This is a genomic window from Halomicrobium mukohataei DSM 12286 (assembly GCF_000023965.1).
Classification (GTDB): domain Archaea; phylum Halobacteriota; class Halobacteria; order Halobacteriales; family Haloarculaceae; genus Halomicrobium; species Halomicrobium mukohataei.
The window spans coordinates 2,325,433-2,348,811 of record NC_013202.1 but is presented as its reverse complement, the minus strand read 5'-3'; the positions used below and the strand labels follow the sequence as shown (position 1 = coordinate 2,348,811).

The 23,379-nt window shown below is 64.4% G+C and carries 21 protein-coding genes and 2 pseudogenes; 12 read left to right on the top strand and 11 right to left on the bottom strand.

The features are described 5' to 3' along the window. Window positions 1-52 precede the first annotated feature (52 nt). Window positions 53-844, bottom strand: coding sequence for a YihY/virulence factor BrkB family protein (locus tag HMUK_RS11805; protein ID WP_015763396.1), 792 nt, complete (start codon window positions 842-844; stop codon window positions 53-55). Between the two features lie 255 nt (window positions 845-1,099). Between HMUK_RS11805 and HMUK_RS11800 the strand changes: the two genes are divergently transcribed. Continuing rightward, window positions 1,100-2,002 carry a bile acid:sodium symporter family protein gene (locus HMUK_RS11800; protein WP_015763395.1) on the top strand — a complete coding sequence of 301 codons (903 nt, stop codon included), beginning with the start codon at window positions 1,100-1,102 and terminating at the stop codon, window positions 2,000-2,002. A 400-nt stretch (window positions 2,003-2,402) separates the two neighbouring features. Here the strand turns inward: HMUK_RS11800 and HMUK_RS11795 are convergent. Together HMUK_RS11795 and HMUK_RS18030 are read right to left on the bottom strand one after the other, a co-directional pair. Continuing rightward, window positions 2,403-2,747, bottom strand: a pseudogene (locus HMUK_RS11795) (IS5/IS1182 family transposase); the annotation flags it as partial. Window positions 2,748-2,785: 38 nt separating this feature from the next. After that, window positions 2,786-2,908: a hypothetical protein gene (locus HMUK_RS18030; RefSeq protein ID WP_262983437.1), complete on the bottom strand. Its 123-nt coding sequence runs from the start codon at window positions 2,906-2,908 to the stop codon at window positions 2,786-2,788. A gap of 287 nt (window positions 2,909-3,195) precedes the next feature. Here HMUK_RS18030 and HMUK_RS11790 point away from each other — a divergent pair, with 287 nt between their 5' ends. The 7 genes and pseudogenes from HMUK_RS11790 (at window position 3,196) to HMUK_RS11765 (ending at window position 8,742) form a co-directional block, all read left to right on the top strand. After that, window positions 3,196-4,320, top strand: coding sequence for a FecCD family ABC transporter permease (locus HMUK_RS11790; RefSeq protein WP_015763394.1), 1,125 nt, complete (start codon window positions 3,196-3,198; stop codon window positions 4,318-4,320). A 1-nt stretch (window position 4,321) separates the two neighbouring features. Further along, the gene (locus HMUK_RS11785) at window positions 4,322-5,272 is read left to right on the top strand and encodes an ABC transporter ATP-binding protein (protein WP_015763393.1); all 951 of its coding nucleotides are present in this window, start codon (window positions 4,322-4,324) and stop codon (window positions 5,270-5,272) included. A gap of 65 nt (window positions 5,273-5,337) precedes the next feature. Next, window positions 5,338-5,622 (top strand): annotated as a pseudogene (locus tag HMUK_RS11780) (ABC transporter ATP-binding protein); the annotation flags it as partial. Window positions 5,623-5,663: 41 nt separating this feature from the next. After that, window positions 5,664-6,932, top strand: coding sequence for an ABC transporter substrate-binding protein (locus tag HMUK_RS11775; protein ID WP_015763392.1), 1,269 nt, complete (start codon window positions 5,664-5,666; stop codon window positions 6,930-6,932). A gap of 3 nt (window positions 6,933-6,935) precedes the next feature. After that, window positions 6,936-7,127: an FAD-dependent oxidoreductase gene (locus HMUK_RS18145; RefSeq protein ID WP_015763391.1), complete on the top strand. Its 192-nt coding sequence runs from the start codon at window positions 6,936-6,938 to the stop codon at window positions 7,125-7,127. A gap of 216 nt (window positions 7,128-7,343) precedes the next feature. Beyond that, window positions 7,344-8,387, top strand: a complete 1,044-nt coding sequence (locus HMUK_RS11770) for a zinc-dependent alcohol dehydrogenase family protein (RefSeq protein WP_015763390.1) — start codon at window positions 7,344-7,346, stop codon at window positions 8,385-8,387. Between the two features lie 55 nt (window positions 8,388-8,442). Beyond that, window positions 8,443-8,742 (top strand): hypothetical protein, encoded by a 300-nt coding sequence (locus HMUK_RS11765; protein ID WP_015763389.1) that lies wholly within the window; start codon window positions 8,443-8,445, stop codon window positions 8,740-8,742. Between the two features lie 24 nt (window positions 8,743-8,766). Here the strand turns inward: HMUK_RS11765 and HMUK_RS11760 are convergent, their stop codons facing one another. Both HMUK_RS11760 and HMUK_RS11755 read right to left on the bottom strand, forming a co-directional pair. Next, window positions 8,767-10,026: an HAD family hydrolase gene (locus tag HMUK_RS11760; protein WP_015763388.1), complete on the bottom strand. Its 1,260-nt coding sequence runs from the start codon at window positions 10,024-10,026 to the stop codon at window positions 8,767-8,769. Window positions 10,027-10,098: 72 nt separating this feature from the next. Beyond that, entirely contained in the window at window positions 10,099-11,142 is a 1,044-nt protein-coding gene (locus HMUK_RS11755) for a halocyanin domain-containing protein (protein ID WP_015763387.1), read from the bottom strand. A gap of 773 nt (window positions 11,143-11,915) precedes the next feature. Here HMUK_RS11755 and HMUK_RS11750 point away from each other — a divergent pair. Further along, window positions 11,916-12,254, top strand: coding sequence for a hypothetical protein (locus HMUK_RS11750; protein ID WP_015763386.1), 339 nt, complete (start codon window positions 11,916-11,918; stop codon window positions 12,252-12,254). 13 nt (window positions 12,255-12,267) lie between these two features. Here HMUK_RS11750 and HMUK_RS11745 read toward each other — a convergent pair whose 3' ends face one another. Beyond that, entirely contained in the window at window positions 12,268-12,582 is a 315-nt protein-coding gene (locus tag HMUK_RS11745) for a hypothetical protein (RefSeq protein ID WP_015763385.1), read from the bottom strand. Between the two features lie 168 nt (window positions 12,583-12,750). Then, the gene (locus HMUK_RS11740) at window positions 12,751-14,520 is read right to left on the bottom strand and encodes a MutS-related protein (RefSeq protein WP_015763384.1); all 1,770 of its coding nucleotides are present in this window, start codon (window positions 14,518-14,520) and stop codon (window positions 12,751-12,753) included. Between the two features lie 135 nt (window positions 14,521-14,655). Between HMUK_RS11740 and HMUK_RS11735 the strand changes: the two genes are divergently transcribed. The 3 genes from HMUK_RS11735 to HMUK_RS11725 are packed head-to-tail and all read left to right on the top strand — an operon-like array spanning window position 14,656 to window position 17,405. Further along, window positions 14,656-15,342: a hypothetical protein gene (locus HMUK_RS11735; RefSeq protein ID WP_015763383.1), complete on the top strand. Its 687-nt coding sequence runs from the start codon at window positions 14,656-14,658 to the stop codon at window positions 15,340-15,342. A gap of 3 nt (window positions 15,343-15,345) precedes the next feature. After that, window positions 15,346-16,935 carry a spermidine synthase gene (locus tag HMUK_RS11730; RefSeq protein ID WP_015763382.1) on the top strand — a complete coding sequence of 530 codons (1,590 nt, stop codon included), beginning with the start codon at window positions 15,346-15,348 and terminating at the stop codon, window positions 16,933-16,935. Between the two features lie 2 nt (window positions 16,936-16,937). Continuing rightward, complete coding sequence (locus HMUK_RS11725) at window positions 16,938-17,405, top strand: DUF2617 family protein (protein WP_015763381.1); 468 nt, start codon at window positions 16,938-16,940, stop codon at window positions 17,403-17,405. Here HMUK_RS11725 and HMUK_RS11720 read toward each other — a convergent pair whose 3' ends face one another. The 4 genes from HMUK_RS11720 to HMUK_RS11705 form a co-directional block, all read right to left on the bottom strand. Then, entirely contained in the window at window positions 17,406-18,002 is a 597-nt protein-coding gene (locus tag HMUK_RS11720) for a hypothetical protein (RefSeq protein ID WP_015763380.1), read from the bottom strand. 2 nt (window positions 18,003-18,004) lie between these two features. Beyond that, window positions 18,005-18,271 (bottom strand): hypothetical protein, encoded by a 267-nt coding sequence (locus HMUK_RS11715; RefSeq protein ID WP_015763379.1) that lies wholly within the window; start codon window positions 18,269-18,271, stop codon window positions 18,005-18,007. Between the two features lie 57 nt (window positions 18,272-18,328). Beyond that, on the bottom strand, window positions 18,329-20,443 hold the full coding sequence (locus HMUK_RS11710; RefSeq protein ID WP_015763378.1) for a pentapeptide repeat-containing protein: 2,115 nt from the start codon (window positions 20,441-20,443) through the stop codon (window positions 18,329-18,331). A 66-nt stretch (window positions 20,444-20,509) separates the two neighbouring features. After that, window positions 20,510-23,329 carry a DEAD/DEAH box helicase gene (locus tag HMUK_RS11705; protein WP_015763377.1) on the bottom strand — a complete coding sequence of 940 codons (2,820 nt, stop codon included), beginning with the start codon at window positions 23,327-23,329 and terminating at the stop codon, window positions 20,510-20,512. Window positions 23,330-23,379 lie beyond the last annotated feature (50 nt).

The following is a 23,379-nucleotide window of genomic DNA, read 5'->3' as shown; positions in this document are numbered from 1 at the left end:
ACCGGGCCACAGGTTCCTGCGAGGATCGCAGACGCAACGAGGGAGACGCCAGCTACCCGGCCGGCTCCGACGAGGAACCGATCCCGGCTTCCCGCAAGACGACGTTGACGACGACGCCGATCAGGACGACGATGCTCGCGAAGTACAGCCACGTGACGAACAGCAGGACGGCCCCGAGGATACCGTAGGCAGCGTACTGCCCGGCACTGGCCGCGTAGATGCGAAATCCGAGCTGGAGCAGGACCCACCCGCCAGCAGCGATCACCGCGCCGGGGAGAATCTCTCGCAGCGACACGTCGACCGGCGGCAGGACGTAGTAGATCGGCAGGAAGGCGAGGGTGATGACGACGACGAGCGCGACGGTCCCGAAGACGTTGACGAGCGGGATTTCCCAGGGCTGGATCGAGAGCGCGATACCGACGAGGACCGCGGTCCCGACCGCGAGTGCGATGCCGACGACGACGACCAGTCCGTTCCGCACCTGCTGGAGGAGCGACGTGTGGACCTCGGCGGCGTACACTTCGTCGAACGCCTGATCGAGTCCACGAAAGAGCTTCAGTCCGCTCCAGAGCAACACCAGGAAGCCGACCAGCGAGGCCGTCCCCCGCCCGGCGGTGTCGGTGAGTGCACCCGTCACGAGGTCCTGGCCCGACGCCGAGAGCATCCGGCCCAGCACTGCGACGACCCGGTCTGCGAACGCCTGGCCGCCGAGCGTCGAGGCGACGGCGATCGCCAGGAGCAGCAGGGGAACGATAGACACGAACGCGTAGTAGGCGATGCCCGCCGCGAGGAACGTAACGTTCCGGTCGCGAGCGAGCGTGACAACCGAACGAACGATCGACATACGTCACGTAGAGCGGGCATCCGGTTGAATGCGGCGGTGGCTCCGCGTCGATCTTGAGGGTGTTCGAGAGTCCCCCTGTTCGGAGTCGGCCCGGCTGCCTCAGAGAGTTCGTCGAATCCGAGCGCGCCGTGTTCGAGCGGGCGATGCACAACGGCGGTACTTCTCGTCCAGAATCTCTATCGGACACGTTGCACACCGGAGCGGGATCGACGACGTGATACGACGACTGCTCGAACGACAAGCCACCCGATACCGATGAGTGTGACCGACCTCATTGAAGACTATCTCTTGCTGTGGATTCTCCTCGCGGTTGGACTCGGGATTGCCATCCCGGAGATTGCAGTCGTAACACGGGCGTCGACGCTCATCTTGGCGGTGATGATCGGGAGTGTCTCGTTAACGCTTTCGGTCAAACAGTTCAGGCAGATTCGCGCCCGGACGTTGGGACTCGTACTCGTGGGTCACGTCACGATGCCCTTTCTCGCATTCGGGGTCGCGCGCAGACTTGGATTGTCGCCGGAGTTGACCGTCGGATTTGTCGTCCTCGGAGCGGCGACGCCGGAACTCGTGACACCAGTAATGACGGAACTCGCCGGGGGTGAGACAGCCCTCTCGACGACTGCACTGGTCGTCATCGGTGTGGGGAGTGTCGGATTCATCCCGGCTGTGGTGGCTCTCCTCGTTGGTGAGGTCGCCGTCCCGACGATGCCGATAATCGAACAGTTGATCGTGGCAGTCGTCGTCCCTATGCTGGCCGCCGTCTGCGTTCGGGCGTGGCAACCGGAGCGTGTCGGCGTGTATGATGCCTACTATCCGGCTATCTCGGCAACGATGGTCGTCCTCATCATCGGCGGGGTAACAGCCGCAAACGCCGCAACTATCAGATTAAATACAGGACTTCTGACTGGCATCGGAGTTGGCGTCGTCGTTCTCAACACGCTTGGATACGGTATCGGCTTCGTTCTGAGCCGTGCTGGATCTCGGTCTACGCACATTGCGTCGGTGCTCTCGGTTGGGATGCGTGATTTTGCGATCGCGGCGGCGCTCGTAATCGCAGCTGGTCTCCCAACGATAGCCTCACTTCCAGCGGTAGCATTCGGTGTCGTTGAGATGGCGACGAGTGCCGGCCTCGCAAAGTGGTATCGGCGGACAGAGTGACCACGGTTCGAACGGCTCTTCGTCCCGAGTCCGTGTCTCTAGCCCTGTGAGAGAGACGCGCCGTATATTCAGCACGACCACCTGAGCTCGACAGACACACGACACTCACGGCAGACATCATTCCACATTCGACGACCGCTTATTACCGGGGGAAATTGCTGGTATAGATGGGTATTCTGGGCGACTCGTTTTCGAGACGAGATCGTCTCTGGTGTGACTGAAACTATCTATACATAAGGAACGCGAAGATCGCTTCGAAGCGGAATCAGGCGAAGGAGAGGGCGAAGAACGTCCTGATGATCTCTCGGAGGCGTTCCGCCGAAGGCTACGATACCGATCAACGCTCTTGTGAAGCACGTTGTTGATTTTCATGCTGTGTTGAATAGCTGCTGAGTTACGGTTACAGCGGTTCACACACCGGTTCTATGTTGATGATGGCAAGCATCAGGACAGTTTCACGGAACTGCCGATACCAGCCCAGCGCTCGCACGGTATCGCCGAGCGAGCGCTTCGTTGTCGAGTCGGACGTTTCGGCCATCCACCGCCGAGCGTAGCCATTTGCTCGATTAAGCGCGTTGTTCGCGGCTGCTTTCGCTGATGAACCACGGTAGTGAACAAGGCACTCAACGTCGTGTGCGGCGATTTCGTACTCGGGATGCCAGTCTTGGAAGCCGTTATCGGCGGCGACGGACTGCAGGTCGTCAGCGTTTCGGCGGACGACCTGCGATCCGGTCTTCGTATCGTGAATCCTTACACTCGCGGTCGGCTGCCGGGACGCTGGGGCTATTGGCGTGCGTCGACGGTGAGACCGTGACCGTACCCGCCGAGATCGATGTTGATGGGGACGAGGCCGCCGAGTTCGTCGGCCCGAGACTCGCGCTTCTCCGGGGCACACAGACAGAACACAGTCGATAGACCCGACGACGTTGGAACACTCGACTCGATCTGGAGTGGAACCGAGGTGGTCGCCGACGCGATGACGACGCCCGACACGATGGGTGTCCGCACTGTGGACCCGCGCTTCCGGAAGGTGCGCCACTGATGTGTCCGCGGTGTGGCGCATCGCGCTGACAGAAGATTTCGGCTGCCCTAAAATTCGGAAACCTTTAGAAGGATTAGGCGAGACTAAAGCACATGCTGAGAGACGACGACGAGAGCGCCGTCGACGGACTCGTAGAGGCGGGGAGACACCGATGAGCGGCGAACCCGTCACCGGAACTGAACAGTCGAGCGGCACCCGCGACACCCGTCGATTCGTCTGGTTGCTCGACCCGAAACTCGTGACGACCGCGATCGGTAGTGTCGTCATCATCGTCGTCGCCGGGCTCGTGCAAGTGAGCTTCGGTGCGTACACGATGAGTATCGGTCAGGCGTGGGCAGCCGTGTTCAACCCCGACGTGATCTTTAACCAACAGGCGTGGCACGCGTTCCTGTTGGGCGGGGAGATGCCGGAGATGGGCAAGGAGAGCCTCATCGTCTGGAACATTCGCTTACCCCGAGTATTCGTCGGGGCTATCGTCGGGATGAATCTCGGCGTCTCCGGTGCGATCTTCCAAGCGATCACTCGCAACGAACTGGCGAGCCCGTTCATTCTCGGCGTCTCCTCGGGTGCGGGACTGATGATCCTGCTCGTGCTCGTCGTCTTCGGCGGGCTGGCGGCCTTCCTGCCCCTCATCGCCGCCGTCGGCGGCGCAGTCGCCTTTTTGATCGTCTACGCTATCGCCTGGAAGAACGGCACGTCGCCGGTCAGGCTCGTCCTCGCGGGCGTGATCGTCGGGACCGTCTTCGGCAGCGTCCAGACGGGGCTGTTCTTCTTCGCCGACGACATCGGCATCGTCCAGTCGGCGATCGCGTGGACGACTGGGTCACTGACGGGGACCGACTGGGAGCAGGTGCGGATGGCGCTGCCGTGGTCGATCGTCGCGATCCTGCTGGCGATCACCGGCGCGCGGCAGTGTAACGTGATGCTGCTCGGCGAGCAGACTGCGAAGTCGCTCGGGATGTCGATCGAGAAGGTGCGGTTCGCGCTCTCGGGCGTGGCCGTGCTTGCCGCTGCGGCGTCGATCGCCGTCGCCGGTATCGTCGGCTTCGTCGGGCTGATCGTCCCGCACATGGTGCGAAACCTCGTCGGTAGCGACTACAAGAAGGTGATCGTCGGCTGTCTGTTCGTGGGCCCCGCGCTGATGGTCGGCGCTGACGTGGGCGCGCGGCTCGCGCTCAACCCGGTCCAGATCCCGGTCGGGATCGTCACCGGGCTCGTCGGTGGTCCCTACTTCCTGTACCTGATGCGAAAGAAGCAGAACATGGGAGAGATCTGAGATGGCACGCAACACTACCGAGACACGGCAGCGGAACGGCAGCGAGGAAGCGCTCTCGAACGAGTCGGCCGCCGACGCTATCGGCTCGAAGCAGGCGAGCGAGCTCTCGGGAGAGGATCTCGTCCTCAGATACCCCTCGATGGACGAGCCAGTGATCGACGGCGAGCGGCTCGTCGCGACGCCGGGAGCGGTCACCGCCTTAGTCGGGCCGAACGGCTCCGGCAAGAGCACGCTGTTGAAGGGGCTCGCCAAGCAGCTCACGCCCGACGAGGGGACGGTACTTTTGGACGGCCGCGACGTTCACTCGATGGGAACGAAGGAGCTGGCTCGCAAGCTCGGGCTGCTCTCCCAGGAGAGCACGTCGCCGGAGTCGATCACGGTTGAGGACCTCGTCTACCACGGCCGATATCCCCACCGGGGATTCTTCGAGACTACCACCGAGGAGGACAACCGCGCGGTCGACCGGGCGATCGACCTCGCCGGCTGCGGACACCTCCGTGACCGCGAGGTCGGGAGCCTCTCGGGCGGGCAGAAACAGCTCGCGTGGATCGCGATGGTGCTCGCACAGGACACCGACGTGTTACTGCTCGACGAACCAACGACGTTCCTCGACCTTCATCACCAACTCGAAGTGATGGAAATCGTCGAGACGCTGCGTGACGAGAGCGACATCACGGTCGTGGTCGTCCTCCACGACATCGAGCAGGCGGCCCGGCTCGCCGACGAGATGGTCGCACTCAAGGACGGCGCGATCCGGGCGCGCGGGACCCCCGAAGAGGTCGTCACCGAGGAGTTGCTCGCGGACGTGTTCGAGATCGACGCCGAAGTCGATGTCATCGAGCGCGGGCCGCGGGTCACGCCGCTTCGGGCGCGGCACGACGATGTCGACCGAGCAGGCGGCGACGCCGAAGAGGCCGAGGGCTCTCCGCCGGAGGTACTCGAAGCCGAGTGATGGGTGGCGAGTTCGAGGCGTTCGAGACGGAGCTGGACGCCTACCGTGACCGCGTCGAAAACAAGACGGAGTACTTCATCCAGCGGTCACTGGACCGGCTGACCGCCGATCGGACCACGGTCGCCATCGCGCATCGGCTCTCGACGATCAAGGACGCTGACACCATCCTCGTGCTAGGGGACAGCTGGATCGTCGAGCGCGGCAACCGCGGGGAGCTGCTCGCGGCCGACGGGCTGTACGCGAACCTTTGGGGCGTCCAGGCAGGGGAGATCGACGACCTGCCCGAGGAGTTCGTCGAGCGGGCTTCCCGTGGACATGCCAGCGCACAGTGGATTTTAGGCGGGGGCTAAAAACCGGCGGGTTTAAGTGTTTTAGGTAGACCTAAACTAGTATGTCGAGAGACGATACGACACACGAGGCACCGACGCGCAGAGACTACGTGAAGTACGGCGGGGCGGTCATTGGCGGTGGGCTACTGGCCGGCTGTACGGGAAACAGCGCTGATGGCGACAACGCTGATACCGACAGCCCGAAGATCGAAGAATCAACCGGCGGTGAGACGGACAGTCCTGAAGAAACCAAAACTCCCGAAGACACGTCGTACTCGGTGACGATGGAACCAGTAGGAGAGGTTACATTTGAGGGAGTTCCAACTACCTGGCTCAGTACAGACTCGGAATTGACTGACATGGCGTTCTGTCTCGGTCAAATCGATGGATGGATTCCGACACCACTGCGGAGTTTCAACTACTTCGAACATCTCGGTGTAGACCTTCGCAGTCGTTACCCCAATTCTGACCCATACACGTGGAAGGAAGGAGAAGCGGACTACGACGGAAAAGAGTACGTATACGAAGTCGAGCCCGATCTCCTGATGTTCTTTCCGCAACGACGCTTGGTGTATAACAAAGCGTGGGACGAGGGTGATTTGGAAGAAATCTCGGAGAACGTAGCCCCAATTTTCGGCACGAACGTTTATCGGAACAATTCAAGCCTGAACTACGACCAACCATCCATCTACGAGGCCTTTGAAAAGCTCGCACGGGTTTTCAAGGAGGAAGCCAGGTACGAGGCGTTCGTCGAGGTTCACGACCAGATGATCCGGACCGTGAACTCGAAACTACCACCCGAGGAGGAACGACCGACTATCGCGTATCTCAGCGATGCGAGTGACCCTAACAGAGGGAATATTTATCCGGTCGGCTTCGACGGAGAATTAGGACAGTCGAAGCACTTCCGAGACCTTGAAGCCGTCAACGCATTTGAAATCTCCGAGCAGACCGACTACGAGGGGCTTCTACAAGCCGATCCCGACGTAATCATTATTCAGGGAGCTCTAGAATACACCGGAAATCTTGTCTCCGACGAGAACGGTGAAGCAGTATTTGATCTTGACCAATTCCGCAAAAATTACGTTCTGCCAATGGAGGATAATTCGGTCGGTCAGAAGGTGACTGCTGTTCAGGAAAACAGGATCGAGCCGGGCGGAGTGAGTCGACAGGGACCGTTGACGAATCTCTACAATACGGAGATACTTGCTCAGCAGGTATATCCCAAGCAGTTTGGAGAGTTTGATCCAGAAAATCCGTTCGACAGTGCTGAGGAACACCAGCTATTTGATCGAGAACGCGTCCGAGACATTATCAACGGCGACCTCTGACCCATGAGCACCGTTCGATCGGATGTGGTCGTGGTCGGTGGCGGCGTCGCCGGGCTCTCGGCAGCGACGTTCACCGCCCGCCACGGCCTCGACACGCTCGTCGTCGACTCTGGGGAGTCGATCGAAAGTCAATGCACACCCGATCGCACGGCAGCAGTGCGATCGGTGTGTAAATCGTTTCAATTGTTACTATAGCGTCTAAACACGCCCATCTACTTCCCAAGAGCGAAGGGCGATTTACCTCAAGTTGGTCCAAATATGCAGCGCTATAGCGCTCGTTTCTGAAACGGCTCAGAGAGTCATTTGCGGAACGAAGACACGGAAAGGACCTGGGACGAACGCTCGTTCTCACAGCCGGCTTCGGCGGACGTAGGCGTCCCACTTTAGGGCCTCGTCGCCGTGTGAGTACACATGCGTGCTGCCATCTACGACGGACCAGGCGAGATCAGTGTCGAGGAGGTACCGCGGCCGGAGATCGAAGACCCCGGCGACGCCATCGTCCGCGTGACACACACCGCGGTCTGTGGCTCGGACCTCTGGTTCTACCGCGGGGAGAGTGACCGCGAGGCGGGCTCACGCGTCGGTCACGAGCCGATGGGGGTCGTCGAGGCCGTGGGCGACGACGTCGACAGCGTCCGGCCGGGCGATCACGTGTTCGCGCCCTTCGTCGTCAGCTGTGGCTACTGCGAGTACTGCCGTCGCGGACTCCACACCTCCTGTGTCAACGGCGACAGCTGGGGCGGGGACAACGGCGGCGCGCAGGGCGAGTACGTCCGATCGCCCCACGCCGACGGGACGCTGGTCCGCGTCCCGGATCGGTACGCCGACGACGAGGACGTGCTCGAATCCGTGCTCCCGCTGACCGACGTGATGGGGACGGGCCACCACGCGGCGGTCAGTGCGGGCGTCGGCGCGGGCGACACCTGCGTGGTCGTCGGAGACGGTGCGGTCGGGCTCTGTGGCGTCCTGGCTGCGCGACGGCTCGGGGCGTCACGGATCGTCGCCGTCGGACACCATCCCGATCGGCTGGCGCTGGCCGCCGAGTTCGGGGCGACCGAGACGGTGCTGGGCGGCGACGGCACCGACGTCGTCGATCGCGTGCGCGAACTGACCTACGGCGGTGCCGAGCACGTGCTCGAATGCGTGGGTGCCGCCAGCGCGATGGAGCAGGCCGTCGAGGTCTGTCGGCCGGGCGGGACCGTCGGCTACGTCGGCGTCCCCCACGGCGTCGACGACGCCGGTGTGCCGATCTTCGACATGTTCGGCGACAACATCGCCCTCAGAGGGGGCGTTGCACCGGTACGGGCGTACGCCGACGACCTGCTCGAAGACGTGCTCGGCGGGACGCTCGATCCGTCGCCGATCTTCACCAAGACCGTCTCCCTGGAGGAGATCGCCGCGGGCTATCGGGCGATGGACGAACGCGACGCGATCAAAGTGCTCGTCGAGCCCTGACCGCGAGCGAGGAGACGGGCCGGTGATTTTTCAGGCGTCGCGGCGAGGACGAGGTATGACCGACGACCGCGATCCGGAGGCGACGCTCGAACAGTGGCAAGCGGAGATGCGGGCCGAACACGAGGACGCGATCGAGAATCCCGATCCCGACGCCGACCATCGCATCGAGGGCGTCACACAGGTGAACTACCGGCTCTACTACGACTACGACCCGGAAGAGGGACTCCAGCGCGCCCGGACGGTCGAAGTCGACGAGCTCACCGATCCGGAGCTGCGCTCGTGTGCCTGTGGCGTCCGCGGGATGACGCCCGAGGAGGCACTGGCACACGTCGAGGCCGCACACTCCCAGTCCTGAGCGTTCGGGTGGCTTTCGCCGCGCTCACCGGTCCGCGTCGTCGCGGCTCGTGACGAGGCGGTTCAGGCCGTAGACGACCGCCAGCACCGCAGCGGCGTCGCCCGCGTCGAAGAGGAGTTCGTTCGTCCGGACGACGTGATCGAGCACGTCCCGCGAGGCGTGTTCCGGCGCGGCGGCGATGCCGGCGTCGTCTCGTTCGAGCCACTCCATGACCCGGAGGTCGCTCTTGCTGTCGCCCATCACGAGCGCGAACGGATCGTCGATGTCGAGTACGTCGAATGCAGCCCGGACCCCGGCCGGCTTGTCGAGTTCGAGGCTGACGATCTCCGCGGCGTCACCTTCGTAGTATCCCAGGTCGATGCGGTCGAACAGCGACCGGAGGGCGGGCGGCATCTCGTCGGGGCTGGCTTCCTGTCCCTCCCCCGCGTCTTCGATGACCGCGCGGATCTCGGGATCGGACGCGTAGTACGCCCGCGCCCAGTCGCCGGGCTCGTCCACGTCGGCATCGACCTCGCTCGCGACCGTCTCGCCGAGGAGATCGAGCAGGTACAGCAGGCCGTCGTCGATGATCTCGACCGCCTTGCGGGTGCCGTTCTCGGCGTTTGGCTTCAGCGTGACGTTGAACTCGTTGCCCTGGAGGTGACAGCCTCGCGCGATGGCGTCGGGGGCGTCGGCGAGGATCCGCGAACGCACGGTGTCGAAGACGTTCGTGATCGACTCGTCCAGCGATTCGTACAGCAGCCGCTTGGTCTGGCTGCCGTGGCGGGGCGTGAACACGCCGTTGCCCGACTCGTAGACGATGCTCACGTCTCCCGAGTGGACGAAGGCGTTGCCGAGCCCCTGGATGAGGAATCCCTTGACGTTCTCCAGGGTCTGGCCGGTACAGACGACGATCGGAATGCCGTCCTCGTGGAGGAGATCGAGGAGGTGGAGCGTCTCTCGGGGGATCTCGTTGTCGGTCGTCCCGGCACTGCGCAGCGTCTCGTCGACGTCGAGTACGAGCGCGTTGATCGGCCGGCCGTACTCGGTCGCCAGATCCAGCGCGGTAAAGGCCTGATCGCGATCGAGGTACGCCGCGATCGCCGCGTAGCGCTCGCCGGTCGTCGGGTACGCCTCCCGGATCTCGCGCTTTCGCTCGTCCAGTTCGTCGCTGGCGTCCTGCCAGTGGTCCAGTGCGACTCGCGAGTCGACCGGTGGAAAGAGGTCGACGAACTCCTGATAGGCCCGCAACGACGCCGTATCGAAGTCGTCGTAGAGTCGGTAGAGTCTGTCGTACTGCTTCATACGCGAGCGTCGAGCGGGAAGCAGATAACGGTGGCTGCTGGCCGCGGGGACCGCGCCCGCCCGGTCGTGCGATCAGTCGCCAGAGCGTGGGCGACCGCCGGAGCCCGGCTCGTCCGCTCCCCGTCGTCGGAGGAACGCGGCCAGTCCGAGCGGGGAGAGGAACGCGATCAGCAGTGAGATGCCGAGCGCGCTGGCACCCGGTGAGAACGGATCGCCACCCGAGTTACCGCCGCTTTCGCCACCGCCTCCGTCGCCGCTGGCACCGGAACCGGCCTCCGAGACGACGACGGCACCCTTCATCCCCATCGAGCGGTGGGGCGTACAGGCGTACTCGTAGGTGCCCGCTTCCTCGAACGTGTACTCGAACGTGAAACCGCTCTCTTTCGTGAGTTCGCTTTCAAACGTACCGTCTTCCGCGACGACGTTGTGCGAGCCGCCGCTACCGGTCCACTCCCAGACGACCGTCGTCCCCGGCGACACCTCGACGGCCGCCGGATCGAATCCGAAGGCACCGCCGTTAGCGTCTGCACCGACGGAGACCGTCACTTCGTCGCTGCCGGTCTCGTCGACCACGCCGTCGTAGTTGCCCACGTTGTCGAACCAGCTCCCGAAGTCCGGATCCGATCCGCCGCTCTCCTCGCTCTGGGCCGTCTCGGTCCCAGAGCCGCCGCCCTCGCTGACCACGACGGCACCCTTCATCCCCATCGAGCGATGGGGCGTACAGGCGTACTCGTAGGTGCCCGTTTCCTCGAACGTGTACTCGAAGGTGTGGCCGCTCTCCTTGGTGAGTTCGCTCTCGAACGTACCGTCTTCCGCGACGACGTTGTGCGAGCCGCCGCTACCGGTCCACTCCCAGACGACCGTCGTTCCCGGCGACACCTCGACGGCTGCCGGATCGAATCCGAAGGCACCGCCGTTAGCGTCTGCACCGACGGAGATCGTCACTTCGTCGCTGCCAGTCTCGTCGACCACGCCGTCGTAGTTGCCCACGTTGTCGAACCAGCCCCCGAAGTCAGGCCCGTCGGACTGCGCGACCGCGGGACGGGCGGCGGCCGCGACGGTGAGCCCGGCCGCGCCCTGTAGCAGGCGTCGGCGAGTCACGTCGGCGTCGGTCATCGAACACCATCCCCGACGACGAACGCGGCTCTCGTGGTCCTCGCCCAGTCTCCGTGTCGAGCGTCTCGTACCATATATCGAGGGTAGTGACTCCGACACATAAGTCGGCCAGCGGCTTTTCAATCGCCGGGAACGCCCTATCTATTCATATACCCTCAGTATTGACCGTCTCTCCGTGTCGTCCGGTGCAGTACCACGACCCGTGACACCGTGTGACATTCGTGATAAAGATTTAATATATATCCTCCTGTAGGAAGTGCCACGAACGACGACCCACGGTGTTCCAAATGCTCAATCTGCCCACAACCACCACGCTCGCACGCCTCGCCGGCTGCGAGTCCGCCGCAAATCCCGGAACAGCGATCCGGGCGCTGCGGTCCCCTATTCCGGTGGCGCTGGGTGCTCGCGTGGACACCTGGGATCGTCGGCCCGCATCGATCGCCGCGTAGGCGACCGGCGCGGGCCACGGTTCTGGACTCTCTACGGTCACGACGGGCGGTCCCGTCCGTGACCCGCGCTCTCGTCTCACAGTGCTGGACTCCCGTCGACCACCGGTCGGTCTGACGGGCGGGTTCGACCCCCGGTGAGACGCTCAAATCCACGACGCCGTGTCGTGGTGGCACCGCTGTGGTGCCCGACAGTGCGGCGTCGACGACCGCAGGTGCCAGACAGAGGCATCGCTGGCGTTCGACGCCGGAAGATGGATCACCGCTTCGCTGGTCGGTACCAGGCGGCCTCTGGCCGCTTCCGCGTTCGACTCGCGGCGGAGTGCTATGTCGCTGACAGCGACACCCACGGTCGATGCAACGGCCAGCGTCTCACTGCGCGTCCCGCGCGGTGAGTCCGGAGACCTCGAAACCGGTGCCGCGGCGGTACTCGCCGGTGTCGACGCCGTCGACGCGGTGACGATCGATCGTGTCACTGGTGTCGACCCGACCTGGACCGACATCCGCGTCGACGCGAGCGTTGAGGTGACCGCGACGGTCGACGGCGAGGACCGCGCGTCGACGCTCCAGACCGAACTCGAAGACGGCTTCGGCGTCGTCGCCGTCGACGGGCTGGTCCTGGCAGAGAGCGCCGAAGGCGGTCGCAGAGACGAAACCCCTCAGTGAGAAGGAGATGCCGTCAGTCGTCGGATTCGATGTCGACCTCGATCGGATCGGGCGACTCGCCCGCGTCGGACTCGGCCGTGTCGGCGGACTCGTCGTCGAGCTGCGACACCGACAGCAGCCCGGCGAGGCCGGCGGTCAGCATGCCGACTCCGGCGACGCGGGTCGCCCTGACGTACCAGGCCTTGGGCTCCAGGTCTCCGGGATTCTCGAACCCAGAGAGCGTCAGGCGCGAGTTCAGCTCGATCGCCTGCTTCGGCAGGAGCGACGCCAGCAGTCCCTGAACGACGAGCCACGCGTACGTTACCGGCAGCAGCTTTTGGATTGCCATCACCGACAGTTGTGCCCCCTGCCTTGTCAATATCCCGCTGTGCCGATCGTCGTCGAACCCTCTGGTGAGAGTCGCTGGCACAGCGTCTCATACTGCCGGCTGTAACTGTTTCAAGAGATTCACGACCACGGGGTCGCGAAATTCTGTACAGACTTACAGCCGGCAGTATCAGTCGTCGCCGTCGCCCTCGGACCAGCGGGCGTCAGAGAGGGTTCGCTGGACGGCCTCCTCGCCGACCGCCTGTGCCAGCGTCTCGAAGCCCGTGCGTTCGACCGGATCGGCGGCGTTTGCGACCAGTCGAGAGACGATGAACTCCGGCGTCGACTTGCCGACCGTCTCGAAACGCGGCTGGTAGTCGACTTCGAGATCGAGGTCCGGCGACAGCCCCTCGGCGAAGATCCCGTCGGTCCGTGCGGCCTCGGGGAGCGGCTCAAGATCGTCCGCGAGGTGCGTGACGAACACGCCGAGCGCGTCGCGCTCGACGGTCAGGGTCACCAGCCCGTGCAGGAGGTTGGCGGCGCTGCCCGGTTCCGTGATCGCCTCGAACTCGTCGACCAGCATCAGCGTCCGCCCGGCGTCGGTCAGCGGCGGAACCACGGATCGGAGCGTCGACTCCAGGACGCCCGCGTTGAACGACGCGTGACGGCGGTGGAAGACGATCGCGTCGACGAGCCCCACTTCGGCGTCCTCGGCCGGCACGGGCAGCCCCATCTGGGCCAGCAGCTGCACCTGACACAGTGTCTCCAGCAGCGTCGTCTTCCCACCGGAGTTCGCGCCGGTCAGGACGGCGACCCGGTCACCCGTGGGCGGCTCGCGGCCGGCGGGGAGGTCGTGGTCTCCGACGGCGTAGGTCACCGGCTGTACGTCGTCCCCGGCGTCCTGCAGTGCGAGGTTGCGCGCGCCACGGACGGCGATGGTCTCCCGGTCCGCGACGAACGTCGGACGTCCGAGCTCGTACGCCAGCGCGAAGCGTGCCAGCGAGACGTACAGCGCGGCAGCGTCGACGGCCTCGACGGCCGCGTCGACGGTCTCGCGGGCGGCCGCGAGGTCCTCCTCCAGGGTCGCGGCGACGGTCGCTTCGCGTTCGTCTACCGCGCTGCGGAGATCGCCAGCGAGCGACCGGAGCGCGCTCTCGACGAAGTCCTGTGCGTCGGCGGCCTCCCGCGGGACGGCGTCGCGAACGCGAGCGGCGTCGACGCCGGTCTCGCTGGTCAGGTAGCGAGCCAGCGCGTCCCGAAACTCGTCGGGTCGGCGGGCCTCGGACTGGAGTTCCTCGACGACCGCCGCGGAGGTCACAGCGAGATCCTCCACCTGTCCGAGCCGCTCGCGCAGTCCGTCGAGTTGGTCGTCCGCCCCGTCGCCGACACGGTCGCCCTCGCCTTGCAGTCCGGCCAGCGCACGTGCCGCGTCGCCGAGTCGGTCCCCGTCAAGTGTCGCGATCGGCTCGAACACCCCGTCGTCGACGCCGGTCTCCTGTAGCGCAAGCGCCGTGCGGACGGCAGACAGCTCGCCCCCGGCGACGCTGTCGTAGCGGTCGAACGCCGCCAGCACGTCGTCTCGCGTCGCCTCGTCGGTGCTGGCCCAGGCGTCGCGCGCGTCGAGGACGGACGAGAGCCGCTCTTCCATCGCCGCCCGGTCCGGCAGCGGCGTCAGCACTCGGATGCGGTCGGCCGCGTGTTCCGTGACCGCGTGCTCTTCGGCGAGGTCCAGCAGCGCCTTGTACACGTCGCGGGTGTCGCGGGTCGCCAGCAGATCCATCGCCTCGGCCCCCGTCGCCCGCCTGAGGATCCGCGTCGCTCGGCCCCGAGAGAGACCCGCCTTCGTCAGTTCGCGAGTGTCGGCCGATTCGATGGCCGCAACCGCGCGGTCGACCCCCAGTTCCGACGAGAGCAGCGCGCTCGTCTTCGGCCCGATTCCCCAGTATTCCTCCAGTCGCATGTGTGTCCCCTGTCGGGGGCCGGGTTTAGTCGTTTCTGCCGAGCAGGTCACACCGCCCGCCGGCCGTCACGCCGCTTTGGGCGCGGTACTTGCCTTTCGCAACTTTCATTGTCCCAAACAGATAGTGGGTGAAATATGCGCCGACGATCGTTCGTCCGCGCGAGTGTCTTTGGCCTCGCCGGAGTTGGTTCCCTCGCGGGCTGTAGCGGCTCCACGTCGACCCCTCCCAGAGAATCAGATGTCTTCGACGAGCTGCGAGTCAGTTCCGGGACGTTAGAGGTCCCGCTAATCGAGGAGCCAGTCGTCGAGTCCCGAGCGGACGTGGAAGCGAGTCTCGACATCGCAGCCAGTGGACTCTCTGTCGTCGGGACGGCACGAGGACAGAAAGGCGGCGGACGGGGTGGCGGTGCGACGGGACGCGGTACTGGCGGCTACGCGACGGCACCGCACGGTCATCACGGTCGAGCGATCTACCACGGAGACGACGACGACGACGAGTGGCGCGACGACCACCGTGACGAGATCGAGCAGTACCAGGCCGCACACCAGCGAGTGGGGCTCGCGTATCTTGGGTCCGACGATCGGTACTCCGACGATCCGCCGGGCCCAGGTCCCGTCGACTGGGACGAAACCTGGTCCGATCCCAGCAAGCAGACCCTGACCTACGGGAACGTTCGTCCCGGATGGTTCCGTGTCGGGTCCAAACTCGAAGCCGAACGAGGGACACACGACTTCGGCTGGGAAGCGATCGACTTCGAGGTCACCGAGGAGGGGGCAGGCTACCAGATCGAGAACCCGTGGAAAGTGTCACCGCGCCTGTAACGCGTGCTCTCACACTTCCGTTCGTCACTGCGGTCCGATCGAGCGCTCCTGCTCGGCCTGACGCTGGTCGTTGCCTTCTGTAGCATCGTCTACGAACTGATCTACTCGGAGATGCTGCGGGTCCTCTTTGGCGGCACAGTCCTACGCTACTCGATCACGATCGGTCTGTACCTGTTCTCGCTGGGGATCGGTGCCTTCCTGTACAACTACGTCGGCGAAGCGGAGACGAACTTCTTCAGGATCGAGGTACTGCTTGCCGTCGTCGGACCGCTGGGGCTACTGGTGATGATCCTGCTCAACAGCGTTCCAGACGTGCGGTTCCCGGCGAAAGACACCGCTGTTCTCGCCGCCTCTCACCTGCCGATTATCGCAGTCGGCGTGCTTTCCGGACTGGAGATTCCGTTCCTGTCCTCGATGGTGACCAGCGAGCGGTCCGCGTTCAGCGAGGTGCTGGGCGTGGACTACTTCGGAAGCCTCGTCGGGACAGTGGTCTACGCGCTCTTCCTCTACCCGTCGATGGGCCTGATCACCGCAATCGTCGTTCTGGGGCTGCTCAACGCCGTCGCAGCACTGTCGTTTGCAGTACGTTTCACCGAGAGCAGCAAGGCACTGCTGCTGGTCGGTCTCCTCCTTACCGGTACGTACGCCGGAATTCTGGCGAACGAACGACAGGTCGAGGACTCGCTGACAGACCTCTACGTCGAAGGGGCGATCGAAAGCGAATATCCGCCCGGCACGGCGTCGATCGACGTGACCGAACGCCACACCACCAGGTATCAGGACGCCGTTCTGTACGAGCGGCAACTCACTGACCTGCCCGGCACGGATACGTGTTTGCGGCTCGACATGGCTGTCCAGCTCTGTGACCGGTGGGTCGAGCCCTACCACGAGGGGCTGGTCGACGTGCCGATGTCGCAGTTCGAGAACGGGTCCGAGACGCGCGTCCTGTTGATCGGTGGCGGTGACTGGATCGCCGTCGATCACCTCCGAGAGTACGGTGTCACCGTCGACCACGTCGACATCGACGGGGAGTTCATGAACTACACGAGAGACCACCCGTTCTTCGAGCAGTACCACGACGACGCCTACGAGTACGACCGACTGACGACACACGTCGCAGACGCTCGAACGTACCTCCGTTCGACCGATCGACAGTACGATCTGATCTTGCTCGATCTGCCGGGTGCGCGTTCCGACGACGCACTGCCGCTGTACTCGACCGAATTTTACACCCAGTTACGACAGCACGTGACCGACGACGGGATGGTGGCGACGTGGGTGTACTCTCGTCACAGGTTTACGAACCACCACATGGCCTACGCCAACACTGTCCGCGAGGCCGGCTTTCGTGGCTACGCCGACTACAGCACCTACGACGACTTCGATCGGGACGGACAGTTAGAGCGTGGAGAACGCTTCTACTTGCTCTCTCCGAGCCCGAACGAAGAGCTAACGCTCGACACAGCACGGAACGCTCGAACGGAACGGGTACAGTCTGCCTACGAACGCCGGGAGTGGCGCGCGATCGATCGCTATCGGGGTGTCGAACCGAACAGCATCTTCGATCCCAACTACGACATCGTCATCGGCTAAGTATGAACCACGAACTGCTTCACTTTGGATACGAACTCGCGGATCCGGACCGACTGAACGTCTACGACGAGACGACGGTGACCGTCGACGGCGTCGATTTCGCCGCTGCCGTCATCGGTAGCTCTCACTGTGTTCGTGCCCAGTCGCTCGGGTTCGCAGAGATCGCGTCCTGCGACGAGCGAACCGTCACTGGTAGTCGAGCGATCGACCTCCGCCGACGAGACTCGGCGACCGTCGCGTACGACACCGAACAGGTCGCGTGTACGACGGAGATCCGTGTCGACTCGATCGAACGGTTCCCGACGACGCGATCGTTCGATCTGCGATACGACTTCTCTGACCGCGCAGTAACCGCCGTCGACGCGGTCGACGGTGGCTACGAGACGTGGCACACGTACCCGGAACACGACTGTGCCGTCTTTACCGAAACCCTGTTCGAGCGACTCGGGAGGCGGCCGGAAACGGGATGATTAACGGAAGATCTCGCGTCGCTCCGCTTCGGTGAGTTCCACGTCTTCGTCGGGGACGTGGGGTGTACACTCCGGACACTCGTCCGACCCCGTTCGTTCGCCGAGCGTGATGGAGAACCCGAACACGGAGAGTACCGTCTCTTCGTGTCGTCTGACGATCGTCTCGGCGTCGCGGCCGCAGTTGTGACAGAACTCTCGCTCGGTGGCGTTGGTCTGGTAGGACAGCACCGTATAGTCGAACAACCCGAGGTCTGCGTACGCCTCCGCTCGGTCGGTTCGTACGAGGTCGGGGCCGCTCTGTGCCTCGCCGTGACGATCGATCGAGTTCGCCACGCCTTCGTCGCCCTGGATCTCCAGGTCGAGCGAGCGGGCGATCGAGACACTGTTTCGGTCACCGTCGATACTGAGACGCACCGTGCTACCGCTCCCGCGTGCCGTGACCGAGTTCCGTTCGCCACCGACAGTCAGGACGACGTCGTCGGTCGCGGTGAACTCGACCGATCCGCGCTCGCTCTCGACGGAGATCGTGCCACTAACCTCCCCCAGTGACCGGGATTTGCGCGTCCCGACGACCCGTAGCTCGGAGTTTTCGGCCATCTTCAGAGGAGACTGTCGTCCTCGTGTACGTCCTGTGCGTTGTCGACGGTCACGTCGCCCTCTACCGTTCCGGAATCGAGAGTCACGTCTTCGGACTGTTCGACGTGGACCTCACCGCCGTGCTCGACGATCACGTCCTGCGCCGACTCGATGACCAGTTTCCCCTCGACGCGACCGGCGTCTACGTGTACGTCTTCGGCCGACTCGACGACGACATCTTCGGTCGCGTGTTCGACGATTACGTCCTCTCCGCTCACTCGTTCGGTCATGGTCGGGCGTTCGGCGAGGACTCGAAAAGGTCTTTTGCCGTACCGCGCTCCCGTGGCCTATATCTCCGAGCGTTTGATCAGGCAGTACAACACCAGCCCCGAGAGGATGACGTTGACGTACACTTCCATCCCGGCCATCGCTCTCGCGGCCGCGCCCTCCGGGCCGATGTAACCGTAGCCGATGGTGAGAAACGTGATATAACTGAAGTGAATATTTCGATAGAGGATCGACAGTCCCTCGGGAGAGAACAGACCGGGAGCACCGGAGAGCGGCGGAATCGTCGTCGCGAACGCTGACCCGCCGAAGGCGTACAGCACCGCTGGGAACAGCGGAAAGAGCGCGAAGACGGCGACGATCCGCCCCAGTCGCATGCCGTGACCGCAGGTGATGCCGAGGAACGCGTTCTCCACGGCGCGACTGGCGTTTTTCGCCCGCGTCACGAGGTCGGTCGTCCCGTCTCTGGCGATGCCGACGTACTTCTTCCGGGCGAACTGCTGGCGTCTGACCCGGAACTCGCCGGCAGCCTTCATCTGGCCAGCACTGGAGGCTGCCGTCTTGGCTTTGAGATAGGTGCGCTCGACGTTCTCGGGAGTCATCGGCAGCGCGAACGTCACGTCGGCGAAGTTCTCGTCGAACTCGTGGAGCGACCAGTCGTTTCGATCCAGGTAGTCCGTGTGTGCCGAGAAGTCGAAGTCGTAGCCGTCGAACTCGTTGAACTCCGTGTTGCAGAAACGGAAGTAGTCGAGGAGCTGCCGGTGGTCGCTCTCGGTGGTCGCACTCAGCGACACGGACCCGACACTCGCGTTCGTCAGATCGTAACGAACCCAGCCCCCCTCTGGCTGACGGATCTCTCCGTCCTTGATGATCGCGCGGGTGAAGTCCACGTAGCTTTCGTTCGTAATCGGAACGACGTGAAAGACGGCGCGATCGAACTTCGCACCGCGGAAGTCGGTCTCGGCAGCGAAACGAGTGTCGACGAACGATCCGGAGCTGAAGACGGCGTCCTCGAAACCCGCCCGCGCCTCGAAGGTCGCTCCGTCGAAAGAGGCGTCCTCTTCGAGGTGGTTGTCGGCTCCCCGAAACTCCGCTCCGCGAAATATAGCGACGCCGTCGAACGACACCTGCTCGAAGCTCACGTCGCCGTCAAACCGGGCCTCGTCGAAGTCGACCTCGTCGGCGAACGTCGCAGCTTCGAAGGAAGCGTCACCGTCGAAGCGAATCCCCTCGAACGTCGCAGGGCCGTTCACCGTGATACCGTCGAACAGACCGTCCCGAAAGTGCGCATCACGGGCGTTCAGTTCGTCGTCGAACACCGCTTGCGAGAACGTGGCGTCTTCTTCGAGTGAACGGGCACCGCCCTCGAATTCCGCTCCGCGAAACACCGCAGTGCCCTCGAAAGTGACCGACTCGAAGTCGACATCGCCACCGAAGTCGACCTCGTCGAAGTCCGCTTCGCTCTGGAAGGTCGCACGGGTAAACGCCACGTCGCCGGTAAACGTCGTCTCTTCGAATCCGACACGACCGGCGACGGACACGTCTGCGAAGTCCGCGTACGTAAACGCCGCCTGGCGGAAGTCGACCTCCCCCTCGAAGGTCGCCTCCTCGAAGCTGGCGTTGTCTCCGAGTTCGTTCGACGCACCACTGAACGAGGCGGTTTCGAACGAGACCGACTCCTCGAAGCTGGCCCGTTCGAAGTCCGCGTCGTTGCCGAAGTGTGCTTCCTGCAGTGTAACGGGGCCAGTAAACGTCGATCCCGTCACGTCGAACTGGTCGTCGAACCGCGCCTCGAAGGCGTCTACGTCACCGCTCACGGTCGAGTCGGACAGTTCCAGGTCGAACTCGAAGCGGGCTCCGGGGAGTTCGAGACCACCGATGTCACAGTTTTCGAAGCTGATCGGCACGGTCACGTCGGCGTCGACAGCACTGACCGCCCCCTCGAACGTACAGTTCCTGAAGACGACCGGATGGTTGTTGTCGCTCTCGACTGTTCTGAAATCGAGGTTCAGTGCCGGTAGCGTACAGTCAGAGAGTACTTTCTCCTCCTGATCCCCGCGCTCGATCACCGAGAACAGAGCGTCGAGGACTTCGTCGTCACCGATATCGAGTGCCTCACGCTCGTCCGGTGACCGTTCGAGGAGCGCTCTGGAGTCCGATATCGCGGTCTCTGGCATGATCCAACGTGATCAACTGACGAACAAAAATCTACCCAATCTCCAGTCACGTGTGTGCAAGTGACCTCACCAGAACGATTGGGTGCGGGCGTACTCGCGTTCCTGCTGGAGGATGTCCCGGTAGAACTCGTCTTCGTCCTCGCGGAGTTTGTTGATGATGCGAGCGGCGTTGTGGGGGCCGACGCCGCGCGCGGCCAGCGCGATCACCGCCTGTTTGCCGTGGCTCTGGACCAGCGACGCCGACCGGTAGGCCCGTTCGGTCATCTTCTCCTGGTCCTCGTCTTTGTCCTCGGCTCGCACCGCCGAGATCACCTCCTCGGCCCACGGATTGAGTGCGGCGATGCGCGTCGACCCACAGTCGGGACAGTCGGGCTGGTCGCGGACGCGACCGACCTGCTGTTTGCGCCGCCAGTCTCGACAGTGGAGACAGAACAGCAGCACCCGGTCGTTCTGGATGCGCTCCCTGACGGTCTGGATGACGCTGGCGTCGGCGTGTTCCGGCGAGAGCAGCTCCCGGCCGGACGAACGGCCGCCGAGGCCGATCGGCGTGCGGTCGCCGACGGTCTCGACGGCGATCGAGCCGGACTGAATCGCCGACAGGACGGTCTGGGTCGCTTCCACGGCCAGGTCCTCGTGGAACACCTCGCGGACGGCCTCGTCGTAGATCGGCGTGTCTTCGAGGGCGGCCAGCAGTCGATCGCGCCCGAACCGGCCCGAGCCAGAGCCCCGCCAGCGCTTGAGCGTGCCGAACTTCGCCGCGACCTGGGCGAGCTTGAACTTCAGCGCGTCGGCGTTTTTCAGGCTCAGCTCGATGATGTGGCGGACGTGCTCGGGATCGGTCGTCTCCAGCACGTCGATCACGTCGCCGCCGCTGACGCCGCTTGGCAGTTCGAGTTCGATCCGGTAGGGATCGACCTCCATCGCGACGGTCGCGCCGGCCCGCTGACCGACCAGCGACGAGAGCAGTCGGCCGAGCGTCTCGTTGACCTGGTGGCCCAGACAGGCGTTGACGACGACCTCGCGGCCGTGCATCTCGACGACGATCGTCTCGTCGTCGGGGATCGGAGCCTCGTGGTCTCGGAGCTGTTCGAGCCCGCTCTCGACGGTGGCCGGGTCGCCCTCGTAGCGCCGCGTGAGATCGCGGGCCACGGCGTCGGCCGCTGCCCCCTCCTGGAGCTGTCTGCCGGCGACACGTCGCAGCTCGCCGACCTCGCGGGCGACCGCCTGTGGGACCGGGATCTCCTGGCCGACCCACGACGGCACCTCCCCGGCCGGGTCTTCGATGGGCGAGACCGTGACGACTTCCTCGTCCTCGTCGACGTTCGTGATCCGCCACATCTCCCCGCGCTGGATGAACACCTCGCCGGGGTTCGCGAAGTTGACGACGAACTGCTCGTCGAGCGTGCCGATCTGGTCGCCCGAGGCCACGTCCTCCACGTCGTAGGTCGCCTCGTCGGGGATCATCGAGAGGTTCTGATAGAAGTACTGCCAGGTCCCCCGTCGCTTCTCCAGTCGGTCGTTCTCTTCGTCGACCCAGAGCACGCGGTTCTCGGCGAGTTCGCGGACCACCTCCCGAAACTCCTCGGTCGTCAGGTCTCGGAAGGGATACGCCCGCGTGACGATCTCGTAGGCCTCCATCGCGCGGATCTCGCCGACGTCCATGACGATGCCGGGGACCTGATTGGCCACGGTGTCGAGGCTGCCGTCGTGGATCTCGGCGGGCTCGACCTCGCCGTCGAGAGCCTGTCGCGTGATCGCCAGCGCCTCCAGCGTGTCGTCTGGATGGGTGGTGACGACGGTCCCCGAAGACAGCAGGTCTCGTCGGTGCCCTGCGCGGCCGACGCGCTGGAGGAGCCGAGCGACCTGGCGCGGGCTCCCGTACTGGACGACGTGGTCGACGTGGCCCACGTCGATCCCGAGCTCCATCGACGAGGTACAGAGCAGCGCGTCGAGATCGCCCTCCTTGAAGCGGTCTTCCACGTCGATTCGCGTCTCCTTGGCCAGCGATCCGTGGTGGACCCCGAGATTCGTGCCGAGTTCTTTGAACCGCGAGCCCAGTGCCTCCGCCGTCTGGCGCGTGTTGACGAACACCAGGACGGAGTCGTGGGCCGCGATCAGTTCGTCGATCCGGCGGACGTGGCTGGCGACTTCGGGATCGGTGACGAGTTCGCTGGCCAGGCGCTCGTCGGCGTCGGTGACCGTCGGCCGGACGACGGACACGTCCAGACGGCTCCCCACGTCGACCTCGACGATCCGACAGCCGCGGTCGCCGGTGAGAAAGCGCCCGACTGCCTCCGGATCACCGACGGTCGCCGAGAGCCCGATCCGCTGGACGGGGCCCGACACCTCGCGCAGCCGTTCCAGCCCGACGGTCAGCTGTGCGCCGCGCTTGGCGGCCGCGAGTTCGTGGACCTCGTCGACGACGACGTGGGCCACGTCTTCCAGCGCCGTCCGGAGCTTCGAGCCGGTCAACATCGCCTGGAGCGTCTCCGGCGTCGTCACGAGCACGTCCGGCGGATCGTCGGCCTGCTGCTGGCGCTGGTAGTCGGTCGTGTCGCCGTGGCGCACGTCGATCTCGAGGTCGAGCGCGTCGCCCCACCAGTCGAGCCGCTCGCGCATGTCGCGGTTCAGCGCCCGGAGGGGCGTGACGTACAGCGCCCCGATGCCAAAGCGGTCCTCGTCGGCCAGCGCGTCGAAGACCGGGAGCATGGCCGTCTCCGTCTTCCCGGTCCCCGTCGGCGCGACGACGAGCGCGTCGTCTCCCGCCGCCAGCGGCGGAATCGCCTTTCGCTGGGGCTCCGTCGGCGTCGTAAAACCCCGCTCGGACAGCGCCGATCGGACCGACCCGCCGAGTGCAGTGAACGCGTCAGCGCCCGTCTCACTCATCGCCACTGCTAACGGCTGGACGAGGTTAAAGATGCGGACAGCGCCGGTCC

Excerpts from the sequence above, each read along its gene's own strand:
- HMUK_RS11805 (WP_015763396.1), bottom strand. The coding sequence starts at position 844 with ATGTCGATCGTTCGTTCGGTTGTCACGCTCGCTCGCGACCGGAACGTT.
- HMUK_RS11800 (WP_015763395.1), top strand. The coding sequence starts at position 1,100 with ATGAGTGTGACCGACCTCATTGAAGACTATCTCTTGCTGTGGATTCTC.
- HMUK_RS11790 (WP_015763394.1), top strand. The coding sequence starts at position 3,196 with ATGAGCGGCGAACCCGTCACCGGAACTGAACAGTCGAGCGGCACCCGC.
- HMUK_RS11785 (WP_015763393.1), top strand. The coding sequence starts at position 4,322 with ATGGCACGCAACACTACCGAGACACGGCAGCGGAACGGCAGCGAGGAA.
- HMUK_RS11775 (WP_015763392.1), top strand. The coding sequence starts at position 5,664 with ATGTCGAGAGACGATACGACACACGAGGCACCGACGCGCAGAGACTAC.
- HMUK_RS18145 (WP_015763391.1), top strand. The coding sequence starts at position 6,936 with ATGAGCACCGTTCGATCGGATGTGGTCGTGGTCGGTGGCGGCGTCGCC.
- HMUK_RS11770 (WP_015763390.1), top strand. The coding sequence starts at position 7,344 with ATGCGTGCTGCCATCTACGACGGACCAGGCGAGATCAGTGTCGAGGAG.
- HMUK_RS11765 (WP_015763389.1), top strand. The coding sequence starts at position 8,443 with ATGACCGACGACCGCGATCCGGAGGCGACGCTCGAACAGTGGCAAGCG.
- HMUK_RS11760 (WP_015763388.1), bottom strand. The coding sequence starts at position 10,026 with ATGAAGCAGTACGACAGACTCTACCGACTCTACGACGACTTCGATACG.
- HMUK_RS11755 (WP_015763387.1), bottom strand. The coding sequence starts at position 11,142 with ATGACCGACGCCGACGTGACTCGCCGACGCCTGCTACAGGGCGCGGCC.
- HMUK_RS11750 (WP_015763386.1), top strand. The coding sequence starts at position 11,916 with ATGTCGCTGACAGCGACACCCACGGTCGATGCAACGGCCAGCGTCTCA.
- HMUK_RS11745 (WP_015763385.1), bottom strand. The coding sequence starts at position 12,582 with ATGGCAATCCAAAAGCTGCTGCCGGTAACGTACGCGTGGCTCGTCGTT.
- HMUK_RS11740 (WP_015763384.1), bottom strand. The coding sequence starts at position 14,520 with ATGCGACTGGAGGAATACTGGGGAATCGGGCCGAAGACGAGCGCGCTG.
- HMUK_RS11735 (WP_015763383.1), top strand. The coding sequence starts at position 14,656 with ATGCGCCGACGATCGTTCGTCCGCGCGAGTGTCTTTGGCCTCGCCGGA.
- HMUK_RS11725 (WP_015763381.1), top strand. The coding sequence starts at position 16,938 with ATGAACCACGAACTGCTTCACTTTGGATACGAACTCGCGGATCCGGAC.
- HMUK_RS11720 (WP_015763380.1), bottom strand. The coding sequence starts at position 18,002 with ATGGCCGAAAACTCCGAGCTACGGGTCGTCGGGACGCGCAAATCCCGG.
- HMUK_RS11715 (WP_015763379.1), bottom strand. The coding sequence starts at position 18,271 with ATGACCGAACGAGTGAGCGGAGAGGACGTAATCGTCGAACACGCGACC.
- HMUK_RS11710 (WP_015763378.1), bottom strand. The coding sequence starts at position 20,443 with ATGCCAGAGACCGCGATATCGGACTCCAGAGCGCTCCTCGAACGGTCA.
- HMUK_RS11705 (WP_015763377.1), bottom strand. The coding sequence starts at position 23,329 with ATGAGTGAGACGGGCGCTGACGCGTTCACTGCACTCGGCGGGTCGGTC.